The sequence below is a fragment of the Aeromicrobium sp. CnD17-E genome, assembly GCF_024124745.1.
In the GTDB taxonomy this organism is placed as follows: domain Bacteria; phylum Actinomycetota; class Actinomycetes; order Propionibacteriales; family Nocardioidaceae; genus Aeromicrobium.
The window spans coordinates 1-15,164 of the sequence record NZ_JAMXRU010000080.1 but is presented as its reverse complement, the minus strand read 5'-3'; the positions used below and the strand labels follow the sequence as shown (position 1 = coordinate 15,164).

General features: G+C 72.9%; 14 protein-coding genes. 8 read left to right on the top strand and 6 right to left on the bottom strand.

Annotated elements, in window-relative coordinates:
- Together NH339_RS13715 and NH339_RS13710 are read right to left on the bottom strand one after the other, a co-directional pair.
- The coding region (locus NH339_RS13715; protein WP_305883284.1) for an acyl-CoA carboxylase epsilon subunit at positions 1 to 155 on the bottom strand (155 nt) is incomplete at its 3' end.
- A complete protein-coding gene (locus NH339_RS13710) occupies positions 155 to 1,747 on the bottom strand; it encodes an acyl-CoA carboxylase subunit beta (protein ID WP_253026260.1) in 1,593 nt (530 codons plus the stop codon). The genes NH339_RS13710 and NH339_RS13715, both read right to left, overlap by 1 nt.
- 51 nt (positions 1,748 to 1,798) lie before the next feature.
- Between NH339_RS13710 and NH339_RS13705 the strand changes: the two genes are divergently transcribed.
- The 5 genes from NH339_RS13705 to purE all read left to right on the top strand — a co-directional run bounded on the left by NH339_RS13705 (position 1,799) and on the right by purE (position 6,573).
- Positions 1,799 to 2,644, top strand: a complete 846-nt coding sequence (locus tag NH339_RS13705; protein ID WP_253026258.1) for a biotin--[acetyl-CoA-carboxylase] ligase — start codon at positions 1,799 to 1,801, stop codon at positions 2,642 to 2,644.
- 73 nt (positions 2,645 to 2,717) lie between these two features.
- Positions 2,718 to 3,224 (top strand): PH domain-containing protein, encoded by a 507-nt coding sequence (locus NH339_RS13700; protein WP_253026256.1) that lies wholly within the window; start codon positions 2,718 to 2,720, stop codon positions 3,222 to 3,224.
- On the top strand, positions 3,211 to 4,218 hold the full coding sequence (locus NH339_RS13695; protein ID WP_253026254.1) for an adenylate/guanylate cyclase domain-containing protein: 1,008 nt from the start codon (positions 3,211 to 3,213) through the stop codon (positions 4,216 to 4,218). The genes NH339_RS13700 and NH339_RS13695 overlap by 14 nt, the downstream gene beginning before the upstream one ends.
- 31 nt (positions 4,219 to 4,249) lie before the next feature.
- Positions 4,250 to 5,395, top strand: coding sequence for a 5-(carboxyamino)imidazole ribonucleotide synthase (locus NH339_RS13690; RefSeq protein ID WP_253026252.1), 1,146 nt, complete (start codon positions 4,250 to 4,252; stop codon positions 5,393 to 5,395).
- Between the two features lie 683 nt (positions 5,396 to 6,078).
- Positions 6,079 to 6,573, top strand: a complete 495-nt coding sequence (gene purE, locus NH339_RS13685; protein WP_253026250.1) for a 5-(carboxyamino)imidazole ribonucleotide mutase — start codon at positions 6,079 to 6,081, stop codon at positions 6,571 to 6,573.
- 52 nt (positions 6,574 to 6,625) lie between these two features.
- On the opposite strand, the gene NH339_RS13680 is transcribed toward purE, so the two are convergent.
- Both NH339_RS13680 and NH339_RS13675 read right to left on the bottom strand, forming a co-directional pair.
- On the bottom strand, positions 6,626 to 8,143 hold the full coding sequence (locus NH339_RS13680; protein ID WP_253026248.1) for a malate:quinone oxidoreductase: 1,518 nt from the start codon (positions 8,141 to 8,143) through the stop codon (positions 6,626 to 6,628).
- A 163-nt stretch (positions 8,144 to 8,306) separates the two neighbouring features.
- Positions 8,307 to 8,936: an MSMEG_1061 family FMN-dependent PPOX-type flavoprotein gene (locus tag NH339_RS13675; protein ID WP_253026246.1), complete on the bottom strand. Its 630-nt coding sequence runs from the start codon at positions 8,934 to 8,936 to the stop codon at positions 8,307 to 8,309.
- Positions 8,937 to 9,017: 81 nt separating this feature from the next.
- Between NH339_RS13675 and NH339_RS13670 the strand changes: the two genes are divergently transcribed.
- Both NH339_RS13670 and NH339_RS13665 read left to right on the top strand, forming a co-directional pair.
- On the top strand, positions 9,018 to 9,401 hold the full coding sequence (locus NH339_RS13670; RefSeq protein WP_253026244.1) for a hypothetical protein: 384 nt from the start codon (positions 9,018 to 9,020) through the stop codon (positions 9,399 to 9,401).
- A 316-nt stretch (positions 9,402 to 9,717) separates the two neighbouring features.
- Positions 9,718 to 10,869, top strand: coding sequence for an acyl-CoA dehydrogenase family protein (locus NH339_RS13665; protein ID WP_253026262.1), 1,152 nt, complete (start codon positions 9,718 to 9,720; stop codon positions 10,867 to 10,869).
- A gap of 84 nt (positions 10,870 to 10,953) precedes the next feature.
- Here the strand turns inward: NH339_RS13665 and NH339_RS13660 are convergent, their stop codons facing one another.
- Positions 10,954 to 13,374, bottom strand: coding sequence for a hypothetical protein (locus NH339_RS13660; RefSeq protein WP_253026242.1), 2,421 nt, complete (start codon positions 13,372 to 13,374; stop codon positions 10,954 to 10,956).
- Positions 13,375 to 13,581: 207 nt separating this feature from the next.
- Between NH339_RS13660 and NH339_RS13655 the strand changes: the two genes are divergently transcribed.
- The gene (locus NH339_RS13655; protein WP_253026240.1) at positions 13,582 to 14,133 is read left to right on the top strand and encodes a flavin reductase family protein; all 552 of its coding nucleotides are present in this window, start codon (positions 13,582 to 13,584) and stop codon (positions 14,131 to 14,133) included.
- Between the two features lie 25 nt (positions 14,134 to 14,158).
- Here NH339_RS13655 and NH339_RS13650 read toward each other — a convergent pair.
- Positions 14,159 to 15,164: LCP family protein (locus tag NH339_RS13650; protein WP_253026238.1), on the bottom strand; the 1,006-nt coding region annotated here is incomplete at its 5' end.

Here is a 15,164-nt window from a genome sequence, read left to right as displayed (position 1 = left end):
GCGTGCGCCGCGGCGGCGTTGCGCGCCGCGACGACCGCCACCAGGGCGGCGAGCTCCTCGGGCGTCAGGTCGCCGCGGACCACCCGCAGCACCGGCTTGGCCGGCGCCGCGGTGGTCTCGGTGCCCTCGTCCTGGGGCGTCGTCTCGCCGGCCATCACAGCGGGATGTTCCCGTGCTTCTTGGGCGGCAGCGTCTCGCGCTTCGTGCGCAGCAGGCGCAGGGCCTTCACGACCTCCGCGCGGGTCTGCGAGGGCTCGATGACGCCGTCGATGTAGCCGCGCTCGGCCGCCACGTACGGGTTGCAGAGCGTGTCCTCGTACTCGGTCATCAGCTCGGCGCGCTTGGCGTCGGGGTCGTCGGCCGCCGCCACCTCGCGGCGGTAGAGGATGTTGACCGCGCCGGACGCGCCGACCACGGCGATCTGGCCGGTGGGCCACGACAGGTTGACGTCGGCGCCGAGGTGCTTGGAGCCCATGACGTCGTACGCGCCGCCGTAGGCCTTGCGCGTGATGATCGTGACGAGCGGGACGGTGGCCTCGGCGTAGGCGTAGATCAGCTTCGCGCCGCGGCGGATGATGCCGTTCCACTCCTGCTCCGTGCCGGGCAGGAAGCCGGGCACGTCGACGAACGTGAGCACCGGGATGTTGAAGGCGTCGCAGGTGCGCACGAAGCGCGCGGCCTTCTCGGAGGCGTCGATGTCGAGGCAGCCGGCGAGCTGCATGGGCTGGTTGCCCACGACGCCGACCGCGCGGCCCTCGACCCGGCCGTAGCCGATGACGAGGTTCGGGGCGAACAGCGGCTGGACCTCGAGGAAGTCGCCGTCGTCGAGGACGGCCTCCATCACCGTGCGGATGTCGTACGGCTGGTTGGCCGAGTCGGGGATGAGCGTGTCGAGCGCCAGGTCGGTCTCGGTCGGCTCGAGGTCGGCGACCTCGTCGTAGACGGGCGCCTCCTCCATGTTGTTCTGCGGGAGGAAGGAGATGAGCGCCTTCACGTACTCGATGGCGTCCTCCTCGTCGGAGGCGAGGTAGTGGGCGTTGCCGCTGCGCGTGTTGTGCGTGCGGGCGCCGCCCAGCTCCTCCATCGTGACGTCCTCGCCGGTGACCGTCTTGATGATGTCCGGGCCGGTGATGAACATGTTCGACTTCTCGTCGACCATGATCGTGAAGTCGGTGACGGCGGGGGAGTACACGTGGCCGCCGGCGCACGTGCCCATGATCATCGAGATCTGCGGGATGACGCCCGACGCGTGCACGTTGCGCGTGAAGATCTCGCCGTAGAGGCCGAGCGAGACGACACCCTCCTGGATGCGGGCGCCGGCACCCTCGTTGATGCCGATGATCGGGCAGCCCGTCTTGATGGCGAGGTCCATGACCTTCGTGATCTTCTCGCCGTAGACCTCGCCGAGGCTGCCGCCGAAGACGGAGAAGTCCTGGCTGAAGACGCACACCTGGCGGCCGTCGATCGTGCCGTAGCCGGTGATGACGCCGTCGCCGAGCGGGCGGTTCTTCTCGAGGCCGAACTTGGTGGAGCGGTGACGCGCGAGGGCGTCGAGCTCGACGAACGAGCCCTCGTCGAAGAGCTGCTCGATGCGCTCGCGGGCGCTCTGACGACCCTTGGCGTGCTGCTTCTCCGCGGCACGCTCGGCGACCTCGACGGTGGCCTCGTGACGGCGTCGCCGGAAGTCCTCCAGCTTGCCCGCGGTCGTGTGCAGCTCCGGACGCTCTTCGATCTCTGCTTCGCTCACGAGGGTCAGAGTAGCGAGGGACGGCCTTCTGCGTTGTGTGAGGCTTGCCGCATGGACGCCTCGACCTCCGCCCCGACACCTGCCTCGGCTGCCGGCACGCCGACCCCCGACCGGCCGCCCCTCGACGTCGAGGAGCTGCGGCGTGCCCTCCTCGTCGGCGGCGGGCTGTGGACCGCGGTCGAGGTGTCGAGCACCACCGCGAGCACCAACGCCGACGTGGTCGCCGCCGTCGCCCAGGGTGCGCCCGAGGGTCTCGTGGTCACCACCGAGCACCAGACGGCCGGGCGCGGGCGGCTCGACCGACGCTGGGAGGCACCCCCGCGCTCGGGCCTGGTGGTCTCCGTCCTGCTGCGCCCCGACGCCGTCGCGCTGCCGCAGTGGACGTGGCTCCCGCTGCTGGCGGGCATCGCCGTCGACCTCACGGCCCGCGACTGCGGGGTCGCGTCGGGCCTGAAGTGGCCCAACGACGTGCTCGTCGACGGTCGCAAGCTCTGCGGGATCCTCGTGGAGCGCGCGGAGGGACTTGCCGGCGCCGCCGCCGTGCTCGGCATCGGTCTCAACCTGACCCTGACGCGGGAGGAGCTGCCCGTGCCGACGGCCACGTCGTTCGCGCTCGCGGGCGCGGCCACCACCGACCGCGGCGTCGTGCTGCAGATCCTGCTCGGCCACCTGGAGCGTCTCTACCGGCGCTGGGTCGCCGGTGCCGGCGACCCGACCCTGCTGCGCGCCGACTACCTCGAGCGCTGCGTCACGCTCGGCTCCACGGTGCAGGTGGACCTGCCCGACGGCTCCGTGCTGCGGGGGCGTGCCGACGACGTCGACCCGCTGGGGCGTCTGGTGGTCGCCGGACGTGCGATCAGCGCCGGCGACGTCACGCACGTGCGGCCCGCGCCCTGAGCAGCCGGGGACCCGCGCGCCTGGGCGCCGTGATCCCTCCCGGTGCCCGGGCCCGCCGTGGGAGGATTCGGGCATGGCGCTCTCCCGCAAGTTCATGATGGACGGCGAACAGGTCGTCACCACGACGCGCACCCACGTCAAGGTCCTGTTCGTCCCGCTGGTCATCCTGCTCGCCGTCGCGTTCGCGGGCAGCTTCCTCGCGGCCAGGGCGGGCGGTTCCGGCGACGGCTACGTCCGGTGGGCCGTCGTGGCGGTCGCGGTCGTCGTCGTGCTGTGGGGGAGCGTGCTGCCGTTCCTGCGCTGGCTGTCGTGGACCTACAGCCTCACCACGCAGCGCCTCGTCGAGCAGAAGGGCATCCTCACGCGCGAGGGTCGGGTCATCCCGCTCAGCCGGATCAACGACGTCTCCTACGAGAAGAACCTCAACGACCGGATCCTCGGCTGCGGCACGCTCATCATCCACAACGCGAGCGAGGAGGCCGGGCTGGAGCTGCGCGACATCCCGCACGTCGAGTCCTTCCACCGCCAGGTCAGCGACCTGGTGTTCGCCGCGCACCGGGGGAGCGATGAGTCGGTCTGACCTGCGGGACGAGCTCGCGCGGCTGATCCTGCACGAGGGGATGGACCTCACCGGCGAGCAGGTCGCCGAGCAGGCGGGGCTCGACCTCGACCGCGCGGAGCGGCTCTGGCGCTCGCTCGGCTTCGCCGACAGCGGCGACGTCCCTGCCTACGGCGAGCACGACGTCGCGGCCGCGCGCCTCGCCGCCGCCGCGTTCGACGAGGGACTGCTCGAGGAGCGCACCATCTTCCGCATGACGCGGGCGCTCGGCCAGACGCTCGCCCGACTCGCGGACTGGGAGGTGCAGACGATCGTCGACCAGGTCGAGGCCGACGTCGACGCCGGTCGCGCGAGCAGCCGGCTCGAGAGCGCGGTCGCGATCGCCGAGCACGTCGCCCCCGGCTTCGACCGGCTGCTGCTCTACGCGTGGCGGCGTCACCTCGCGGCGGCGGCCGGCCGCCTCGAGGCGCTCGGCGCGGTCGACGCGGAGCTGCTGTCGACCACCATGAGCATCGGCTTCGCCGACCTCTCCCGCTTCACGGCCATGACCAACACGCTGAGCGACGTGCGCCTCGGCGAGCTGGTCGAGAACTTCGAGACCCGGTGCACCGACGTCGTCACGTCGCGGGACGGTCGCGTCATCAAGGCGCTCGGCGACGCCGTCCTCTTCGTCAATCCCGACCCGCGCGAGGCGACGCTCACCGCCCTGGAGCTGGTGGCGAACATCGGGTCGCGCGACGACCTGCCCGACGTCCGCGTCGGCCTGGCGACCGGCTCGGTCATCAGCCGGCTGGGAGACGTGTTCGGCCCGCCGGTCAACCTCGCCGCGCGGCTCTCGCACGTCGCCCGCAGCAACCGGGTCCTCGTCGACGACGCCACGGCGGCCGACCTGACCGACGAGGAGTTCGAGATGCGGACCCTGCCACCGCGGCCGCTGCGCGGGTTCGGCAACGTCTCGCCGATCACCGTCAGCCGGCGGCGCGCGTTCCGGCCCCGCACCGTCAGGCGCTGGTAGCACCGCGACCGGCGGTCGATATCCTGCGGGCATGCCGCTGACACCGCACCTCGCCGTCGTCGGGGGCGGCCAGCTCGCCCGCATGATGCAGGTCCCGGCCGTCGCGCTGGGCCTGCGGATCCGGCTGCTGGCCGAGGGGCCCGACGTCTCCGCCGCCCAGGTCGTCCCCGACCACCTCGTCGGCGACCACACCGACCTCGACGACCTGCGCGCCGTCTGCGCCGGCAGCCCGGTCGTCACGTTCGACCACGAGCACGTCCCGCCGGAGCACCTGCGGGCGCTCGAGGCCGAGGGCCACGCGCCGCGACCCGGGCCCGACGCCCTGCTCTACGCGCAGGACAAGGGCGAGATGCGCGTGCGGCTGAGCGTCCTCGGGCTGCCGTGCCCGCTGTTCCTGCTCCTGCCCGGCGACGTCGAGGAGGCGCTCGAGGAGCTCGAGGACTTCGGCTACCCGGCCGTGCTCAAGACGACCCGCGGCGGGTACGACGGCAAGGGCGTCTGGGTGGTGCGCAGCGCCGACGACGCGTCCGAGGTCCTCGCCACGGCGTTCGCCGAGGGACGGGAGATCCTGGCCGAGGAGCTCGTCGACTTCCGCCGCGAGCTCAGTGCCCAGGTGGCCCGCACGCCGTCCGGCGACGTCGTCGCCTACCCCGTCGTGCAGTCGACCCAGGTCGACGGCATCTGCAAGGAGGTCGTCGCACCGGCCCCCGACCTCGACCCTGCGCTCGCGCGGGAGGCCACCGACGTCGCCGTCCGGGTGGCGGAGCAGCTCGGCGTCACCGGCATGCTCGCCGTCGAGCTGTTCGAGACCGCCGACGGACGCGTGCTCGTCAACGAGCTGGCGATGCGGCCGCACAACACCGGCCACTGGAGCATCGACGGTGCCACCACCAGCCAGTTCGAGAACCACCTGCGCGCCGTGCTCGACCTGCCCCTCGGACCCACGACCCCGCACCACGCCTGGACCGTCATGGTCAACGTGCTCGGCGGCGCCGTCCAGGACCTCGAGGCCCAGGAGGCCGTCGTGCTCGCCGCCGTCCCGCACGCCAAGGTGCACCTCTACGGCAAGGGCGTGAAGCCCGGGCGCAAGGTCGGGCACGTCACCGTCACCGGCGACGACCTCGACACGGTCCTGGCCGACGCCCGCCGCGCCGGGGCCCTGCTGCAGGACGGCTGAGTCCTCCGGTCCCGGGCGGGGACGTCTCCGCGGTGCGGGAGTCGTCGAGGGTGCGCGGTGGGTTCTCCACCTGTGCTGCTTGCGGTCGTCGTGACCTCGCTGCTGGGCTGCCGCAGGGGGTCTGGGCTAGCTGGTGCGCTGCCTCGGCATTCGCTGGGGGCGGCCTCCGAAAGGGCCTCGACCGGCAGCGGGCCCGGGGCTGGCTTCGGGTCTCGGGGTCTGGTCTGGTCCGCCCTCGACGCACGATTCTTCGTTTCTGCGTTCTTGACCCACCGTTCTGCGTTGGCGCGTCCTATCGGTGGACCTGCACCCGCAGAAGCGCTTCTGCGGTTGCAGATCCACCGATAGTGGGCTGTCGGCGCGAAAGTCTCTGCGTTCGTGTCGCCCTGGCGACACGAACGCAGAAAGTTCCGTCTCCCCACCCCTGCACCAGCCTGCAGCCCGAGACCCCAGACCAGCGCCGTCGCCAGCCGCCCGGTCGAGGCCCCTTTCGGAGACCACCCCCAGTGCGAGCCGAGGCAGCGCACCGGCAAGTCGAGACCCTGCGGCAGCGCAGCACCGAGCCCAGGCCGTCCGCGGCAGCGCAGCAGCAGGACAAGACCGACGGAACACGCACCGCGCGGCCCCGTTCGGTGGAGAAGTCACCTCGTGGGGGGAGGAGGCCCGACGGTAGGGTCGGCAGCATGAGCGCTCAGCCCCGCGTGGGCATCGTCATGGGGTCGGACTCGGACTGGCCGGTCATGGAGGCCGCGGCCCTCGCCTGCCAGGAGATGGGGATCGCCTACGAGGCCGACGTGGTCTCGGCGCACCGCATGCCCGACGAGATGCTGGCCTACGGGCGCGACGCCCACACCCGTGGCCTCCAGGTGGTCGTGGCCGGTGCCGGAGGCGCTGCGCACCTGCCCGGCATGCTGGCGGCCGTCACACCGCTGCCCGTCATCGGCGTGCCGGTGCCCCTGAAGTACCTCGACGGCATGGACTCGTTGCTGTCGATCGTCCAGATGCCCGCCGGCGTGCCCGTCGCGACCGTCTCCATCGGCAACGCGCGCAACGCCGGCCTGCTCGCCGCCCGCATCCTCGCGGTCGGCGACCCCGAGCTCACGCAGCGCGTGCTCGACTTCCAGGACGCGCTCGCGGAGGCCGCCCGCGCCAAGGGCGCCGCCATCCGCGACCGCTGACCCTGCTCGGTCCCCACGCCTCGGGACGAGACCTGGGGACCGCCGGAGAGGCTCAGGCCGGGGTGAGGCCCAGCGAGCGGTCCGTCCAGGTCTTCAGGTCCGAGTAGAGCGTCGGGTTGTCGCCCAGGGACACCCCGTACGACGGCACGATCTCCTTCAGCTGCGGGCGCCAGCCGTCGATCTGGCCGGGGAAGCAGCGCTCGAGAACGTCGAGCATGGCCGCGACCGCGGTCGAGGCGCCCGGCGACGCACCCAGCAGGCCCGCGATGGTGCCGTCGGAGGCGTTGACGACCGTGGTGCCGAACTCCAGCGAGCCGCCGAAGCGACCCTTCTTGCGCACGACCTGGACGCGCTGGCCGGCGGTGATCAGCTCCCAGTCGCCCTCCTCGGCGAGCGGGGCGAAGACCTGCAGGTCCTGGACCTTGCGACCGCGCGACTTCGCGAGCTCGAGCACCAGGTACTTGATGAGGCCCCACGACGTCACGCCGACGGCGGCCATGGGCATCAGGTTGTGCGGGCGCACCGACAGCGGGAGGTCGGTGAAGGAGCCCTCCTTGAGGAACTTCGGCGTCCAGCCGGCGTACGGACCGAACAGCAGCGAGCGCTGTCCGCCGATCACGCGCGTGTCGAGGTGCGGCACCGACATCGGCGGCGCACCGACCGCGGCCATGCCGTAGACCTTCGCCTCGTGCTTGGCGGTCACCGTCTCGTCGAGGCAGCGGATGAACTCGCCGCTGACGGGGAAGCCGGCGAAGCCCTTGATCTCCTCGATGCCCGCCTTCTGCAGCAGCTGGATGGCTCCACCGCCGGCGCCGACGAAGACGAACTTCGCGGAGATCCAGATCGTGCGGCCGTCGTCGAGGTCCTTGACCTTGACGCGCCACGTGCCGTCGGTGTCGCGCTTGAGGTTCTTCACCTGGTGGCGGTAGCGGATGTCCGCGCCCTGGGTCGTCAGGTTGCCGAGCAGCTGCGCGGTGAGCGAGCCGAAGTCGACGTCGGTGCCGTGGTCGGTCCAGCTGACCGCGACGTCCTCGGACGGGTCGCGCCCCTCGGCCATCAGCGGGAGGCGGCGGGCGAACTCGTCGTGGTCGTGCACCCACTCCAGGCCCGCGAACAGCGGGTGGCCGGCGAGGGCGTCGTAGCGCTTGCGCAGGTAGTCGACGTTCTCCGTGCCGCGCACGAAGCTGACGTGGGGGACGGGGTTGATGAAGGACGACGGGTCCTTGAGCAGCCCGTTGTCGACCCCGTGGGCCCAGAACTGGCGCGAGAGCTGGAACTGCTCGTTGACCGTGACGGCCTTCGAGACGTCGACGCCGCCGTCGGCGGTCTTCGGCGTGTAGTTGAGCTCGCACAGCGCGGAGTGGCCGGTGCCGGCGTTGTTCCACGGGCCGGAGCTCTCCAGGCCGGGCTGGTCCAGTCGCTCCAGCAGCGTCATCGACCAGTCGGGCTGCAGCGACTTCAGCAGCGAACCGAGCGTGGCGCTCATGATCCCGGCGCCCACGAGGAGCACGTCGGTCGTGATGCGCTCCGGGGTGGCGGACGGGCGGGTGGCGGGGGTGGGCGAGTTCAACGCAAGGTCTCCTGGTGTCAGGGGCACCGACGTGGTCGACGTCTGCAGCGCCTTCCAGGGTCTCTCGTACCGGGGGTACGGGGCGAGTCGAAACGGTGTGACATGGTCGTGATCGGGTGTGATCTTCGTCGCTCGTGCCGTGCCGCAGGGTGCGGTGACGACGTCAGTAGAGCTGCGCCTGGTAGCCCGGACCCTCGTAGTAGGTGCGGACCTCCTCGAGCGTCTGGTCCGAGCGCTCGAGTGCGTGGGCGATCTTGGAGCGCGACGGCACGGCGTCGGGGCGCCAGGTGTCCGGCTCCCAGAGGTGGGAGCGCAGGAACGCCTTCGAGCAGTGGAAGAACACCTGCTCGACGCTGACCTCGCAGACCAGCACCGGCCGGTGCCCGCGCACGACGAGGGCGTCCACGTAGGCCGGCGGGTCGTCGTCGGTGCGCAGCAGTCGGGCGGTGCCGTTGACGCGCAGCGTGTCGCCGCGTCCGGGCACGACCGACAGCAGCCCGACGTGCGGGTTCGCGAGCACGTTCACGTACCCGTCGGCACGGCGGTTCCCGGGTCGCTCCGCGATCGCCAGGGTCTGCTCGTCGACGACGTGCACCAACGATCCGGCGGGGTCGCCCTTGGGCGAGACGTCGCACGTGCCGTCGGCGCCCGCGGTCGCGAGCAGGCAGAACGGCGACGCCTCCAGCCAGGCGACGTGCTCGGGGTGGAGCCGCTGGCGGTCCTTCGCGGCGGCCCGAGGCATCGGTGTGCCGAGGACGGCGCGCAGCTCGTCGACGTCGTGGATGCGTCCCATGCGGGCCACCCTAGGACGGCGGGGGGGCCGGGTCGGGCCGCTCGGGCGGCTCGGCGGGCTCGGTGGTCGCGGATGAAGGACGTGACGCGGGTGAGGGTGGGCGTGCGGGGCGCCGAGCCGAAGCCGAAGCGGACCGGCGGGTCGACGGGAGCGAGCGGGCCGAGGTCCTCGCCGTTCCAGGTGGTCGTCGCGGCCTCGACGCCCCACGCGTCGGAGGCGGCGTACCACTCCGTCCGGCCCTGGCCTGCGGTCCCGTGGGTGCGCACGCCCGGCATGACCCGCCGGGCGATCGGGTCGCAGAACCGGGCCCACGCCTCGAGCCGTCCGAGCGGCCCGGGCACGGCCTGCAGGAGCCACCCGATCGGCGCGCGCAGGCCCGGGGTCCAGTGCGCCTCCAGCGGACCGGCGACGATGCCCCACCCGTCGACCGCGACGGGCACCACCTGCACGTCGTCGAACGTGTAGGTGGCCGAGACGAGGTCGGCGATCCGCTCGTCCGGTGCGAGCAGGACGCGGTGGCCGTCGGGCCGCTCCACCATCGCGTCGGCGAAGGCGCCGTAGGGGCTGCGGTCCCAGATCCCCACGACGACGCGGGTGCCGCTCGCGGTGCCGAGGCCGGTGATGTGTCCGTCGAAGCGCTGGGTGGTCACCGCACCAGTGTGGGCGACCCCACCGGACCCGGCAGCCCGAGTCGTGGTGGTGCGACGTACGATTACTAGGTCGTCCAACTAAACATGAGCGTTGTCTCACCCAGGGATTCGGAGCTGTAGCCGTGACCGACATGTTCGTGCTGTCCGAGGAGCACCAGGCCATCCGCGAGGCCGTCCGCGCCGTCGCCGAGGCGAAGGTCGCGCCGTACGCCGCGCAGGTCGACGAGGAGGCCCGCTACCCGCGCGAGGCGCACGACGCGCTCGTCGCCGCGGACTTCCACGCCCCGCACGTGCCCGAGGAGTACGGGGGAGCCGGCGCCGACGCCCTCGCCACGGTCCTCGTCATCGAGGAGGTCGCGCGGGTCTGCGTCTCGAGCTCGCTGATCCCCGCCGTGAACAAGCTCGGCTCGCTGCCGGTCATCCTCGGTGGCGACGAGACCCTCAAGAAGAACTACCTGTCGCGGCTCGCGGCCGGCGAGGGCTTCAGCTACTGCCTCTCCGAACCTGACGCGGGCTCCGACGCCGCCAACCAGAAGACCCGTGCCGTCCGCGACGGCGACCACTGGGTGCTCGACGGCACCAAGCGCTGGATCAGCAACGCCGGCGAGTCGGCGTTCTACACGGTCCTCGCGCAGGTCGACCCGGCCCAGCGCAGCAAGGGCATCACCGCGTTCGTCGTCGAGGCGACCGACGAGGGCGTCTCCTTCGGGGCGCCCGAGAGGAAGCTCGGCATCAAGGGCTCGCCCACCCGCGAGGTCTACCTCGACTCCGTGCGCATCCCCGAGGACCGCGTCATCGGCGACGTCGGCCAGGGCTTCGCGCTCGCGATGCAGACGCTCGACCACACCCGCATCACGATCGCCGCTCAGGCGGTCGGCGTCGCGCAGGGCGCGCTCGACTACGCGCTCGGGTACGTGCAGGAGCGGCAGCAGTTCGGCAAGCCGATCAGCGACTTCCAGGGCGTGCAGTTCATGCTCGCCGACATGGGCATGAAGGTCGAGGCCGCCCGTCAGCTCACCTACGCGGCCGCCGGTCGCTCCGAGCGCGGCGACGACGACCTGACGTTCTTCGGTGCCGCCGCCAAGGCGTTCGCGTCCGACACCGCCATGCAGGTGACCCTCGACGCCGTGCAGCTGCTCGGCGGCTACGGGTACACGCGCGACTACCCCGTCGAGCGGATGATGCGCGACGCGAAGATCACCCAGATCTACGAGGGCACCAACCAGGTCCAGCGGATCGTCATGGCCCGACAGCTCCTCGCGGGCGTGCAGTCGACCCTCTGACCCGGGCGCCGCGACCGGGCCGTCGCCCGGATCGGGACGTGCCGAGGGGGCGCCCACCGTGCGGTGGACGCCCCCTCGTCCTGCTCAGCGGCGGTAGGTGACCTTCACCGTCGCGTCGAACGTCCGGCGGCCGGACGCGTCGGAGACGACGAGCCGGATGGCGCGGCCGGGGTGGCTCGTGGTGCTCGACGGGAACCGGTACGTCCCGACGTAGCGACCGTTCGCCGCGACCGTGCCCCGCTCGACCACGCGCCCGAGGGCGAGCAGCCGGTAGGTCTGGCCGGGACGCAGGCCGTAGCCCCGCACCGACACCTTCTGACGTCCGACGACGGTGCGGTCGTCGACGGCCAGGCGCGCCCGCTCGGTCACGAGCGCCTGACGGGTCGAGACGACGGTGACGTCCTTCTCGTACGCCGGTCCGCCGACGGTCGTCGTGGCGCACAGCGACGTGCCCAGGTCGGCGATCGTGACCCGGTAGCCCGAGCCGGTGGCTCCGTTGGCCACGCACGCGCCCCCGCGCATCCGGCCCCAGGCGACCGTGACGGTCGCGTCCTGCGGGGCCGTCGCCGGCCGCGCGACCTGCAGGAGCTCGCCGGGACGCGGCGCGCTCGAACCGCCGGTGACCACCGGCGTGGTCAGGGCGCCGACCCGCTTGAGCACCACGGCGGTGCCGGCGGACGACGCTCGGTCCGTGGTGTGGCCTGAACGGCTCGCCGTCGCGACCACGCAGACCGACGACCCACCGTCGCCCGCGGTCACGGTGTACCTCGTGGCCGTCGAGCCGGCCGCGCCGGTCGGCGTGCAGGTGGCGTTCGCGCCGGTGCCGCTCAGGCGGCCCCACGCGAGGTCGACGCGCGTGCCCGCCGGGAGCCCGGTCGTGTCGGTCCGCGCCTCGAGGACGTCGTCGATCCGCGGGGCGCCGCTCGTCCGGGACGTGTTGACGACGGTGGGCGTCGGCGCGTCCAGCGGGGCCTCGACGGCCGCCGACGTCGGCGCCGACGTCGCGGTGCCCGAGGTGTAGCCGTCCGCGGACACCGTCGACACGACGCACAGGCGTGCGCCGACCTCACCGGCCGTCACGGTGTGCTGGGCGCCCGGGTCGCCGGCCGTCGTGCAGGTGGCCGAGGCGCCCGTGCCCGAGACGGTGCCCCAGCGGAACGAGGCCTCGGCCTCGGTGGGCAGGCCGTCGCGCGGCTGGGTGGCGGTCAGCACGTCGCCGAACGTCGGCGTCGTGTCGTCGATGGTCGGCGCCGCCGGGGTGAGCGTGCCGCGCGCGACCGCGGCGGTCGCGTCCGAGGTGCGTGTGGCCGGCTCGTAGCCGGTCGAGCTGTAGGAGCCGCGCACGCAGAGCCGGCTGTCGAGGTCGGCGGCCCGCACGGTGTAGGTGGCACCGGCCGACCCGTCGTCGAGGAGGTTGCACTCGCCGGCGTCGTCGCGACCCCAGCGGTAGGCGACGCTCACGCCCGCGTCGTCCGTGCCGGGGCTCGCGGTGAGCTTCTGGCCGACCACCGGCGTCGTGTCGTCGATGGTCGGGCGCACGGTGAAGGTGCCGGCGACGACCGCCTCGGTGGGTGCCGACGTGTGCGACTCCGGGTCGTGGCCGGGTGCGCTCAGCGAGGAGACGACGCACAGGCGACGTCCGAGCTCGGCGCGCACGACCCGGTGGGTGGGCGACGCGGCGCCCGCGACGGTGCACGTGGCGTCGTCGGCGACGGTGCCCCAGCGGTAGGTGGTCGACAGGCCGTCGGGCCGGGCTGCCGTGCCGAAGCCGTCGGACGCCGTCAGCAGCTGTCCGACGGCCGGCGTGGTGTCGTCGATCGTCGGGGCCGGGGCGCCGATGACCTTCTGGGGCACACGGCGCGGCTCGGTCGAGGCGGTCTGGTCCGCGTAGCCGGAGCGCGTCGCGGTGACGGTCAGGACCAGCTCCTGGCCGGCCGCGTCGGTGGTGGGCGTGAACGTGGGCCCGGTGCCGGCCTGGCGGCCGTCGAGGAACCAGGCGTAGGTGCGCCTCGTCGTCCCGTTCAGGTCGCTGTCGGGGCTGACGGAGCCCGTGGCGGTCAGCTCGACGCCCTGCGCGGGCTGCGCGGGGGAGTAGTCGACGCTGAGGGAGGAGAAGCCGCGTTGCACGGGCCCGTAGCACTGGCCGGCGACCGGCGACCCCGCGACGTCCCAGCTGAGGGCGTAGTAGGCACCCACGTCGGAGGTGAACAGCGCGTCCTGCGGCACCGTGACGGTCGTCGCGTCGGCGGCGGCGCGGCGCTCGCCGCCACCCGAGCAGGTGCTCGAGCTGAAGCGGAAGACCCCGCGGTACACGGGCGCGTCACCGGCGGGGGCCGGCGCGGCCGACGGGTCGACCGTCAGCGTCCTGCCGGTGGCGAGCTCGCCGACGAGCTGGCCGGAGGCCTGCGGTGCTGGGGCGGCGGTCGCTGGTGCGGCCAGGGCGAGGAGACCTGGCAGGACCAGGGCGGCGAGGGCCGCGGTCGGCCGTCGGAGGTGCAGGGGCATGGTGGTCCTCTACGGGGTGAAGGTGCGCGGAACCTGTTCAACGAGCCTGCGGACCCTCCGGCGGTGAACCCGCCGAAGATCATCCCGACGGACCAGGTCGCATGACCCGTTCTGGCCAGCGGGGGAGAGCGAGCGACGACGTCCTCCAAGGAGGGTGGGCCGTCCTCGATTGACCTCGAGTGCGCTCGAGGTCCTATCGTCGAGAGGGTGGACACGCGAGACGCAGCACGACGCCCGGACACCGACGACGACCGCCCGGCGGCCAGCAGCACCGACCGCGACGGTCGGGCGGAGCTGCTCAAGGCCGCGTTCCGACGACACGCGACCGGCGTGGCCGTCGTGACGGCACTGGGACCGGACGGCCCCGTCGGGCTCACCGCCTCGAGCGTGGCCTCCGTGTCCGCCCACCCGCCGGCCCTCTCGTTCTCGGTGCTCACCAGCAGCCGGACCGCCCAGGTGGTCGCGGCCGCCGACGTGCTCGACGTGCACCTGCTGCCCGCCGACCTGGTCGACGTCGCCGACGCCTACGGGCGGTCGGCGGGGGAGCGCTTCACCCCGGCACAGGGCTGGGTGGTCGACGAGGACGGGACGACGTTGCCGGGGGCCGTCGCGTCGCTGCGCTGCGTCCCGATCGCGACCGTCCCCGTGGGGGAGGCCGTGGTCGTCGTCGCCGAGGTGCGCGACGTGCGCCTCGGGCCCGTCGGGGAGCCGCTCGTCTACCACGACCGCACCTACCGCACGGTGGGCCGACAGGTCTGAGCCGCGCTCGACCCCGGCGCCGTCGTCAGCTCTTCGGGGGCAGCCCGTCCGGGGTGCAGAGCTTGCCGATGCTGCCCGTGCGGTCGGCGGCGATCAGGTCGAACAGCTGCTTGCTGCGCTCGGGGTCCCAGCGCACCGAGAAGTCCGCGAGCGGCACGGTGCAGCTCTGGCCGCCGTCGCCCATCGCCGAGCGCAGCCCGAGGGCGAACTTCAGCAACGCGTACGGGCCGGTGCCCTCGCCGATCTGCACGGCCGACGCGGCGCCGGTGTTCACGCCCCAGTAGCGGACGGGGTTGATGATCGTCCACGGCGACGCGGCCTTGCTGGCGATGCCGGCGATCACCTCGCGCTGGCTCTGCACGCGCTGGATGTCCTGCGTGGCGTAGCTGTGCCGGTTGCGCGAGTAGGCGAGGGCGGTCCTGCCGTCGGCCTCCTGGCAGCCCGCCTTCACGTTCAGCCCGGAGTCGCGGTCCTTGATCGCCTGCTTGGGGCAGATCTCGACGCCGCCGAGGGCGTCGACGACCTTGACCAGACCGCCGAACCCGATCTCGACGTAGTCGTCGACCCGGATGCCGGTGTTCTGCTCGACCGTCTGCGTGAGCAGGGCCGGGCCGCCGTAGGCGTAGGCGGCGTTGATCTTCGTGGTGCCGTAGCCCGGCACCTGCACCATCGAGTCGCGCGGGATGGAGACCAGCGTCGACGGCCCGGCGCCCGTGTGCAGCAGCATGATCGTGTCGGTGCGGCCCCGCCCGCCGCCGTCGCCGCCCGTCGCGAGCTCGCGCTGCTCCTGCGCGCTCAGGCCGGCGCGACTGTCGGAGCCCACCAGCAGGAAGGTCGTGCCGGGCTGCTCGCCGGGTCGGTCGCCCTCGGGCTCGAAGGGCACCTTCGTCGACGTCGAGTACGCGTAGAGCGGCGTGCCCACGAGGAAGGCGAGCCACGCCACGAGGAGCAGGAGCACCCAGCGGGCCTTGCCGCGCCGTCGCCCGCCACCGGAGCGGTCGCGTCGGCGCTCGGTGCGTCCGCCGCCCGGC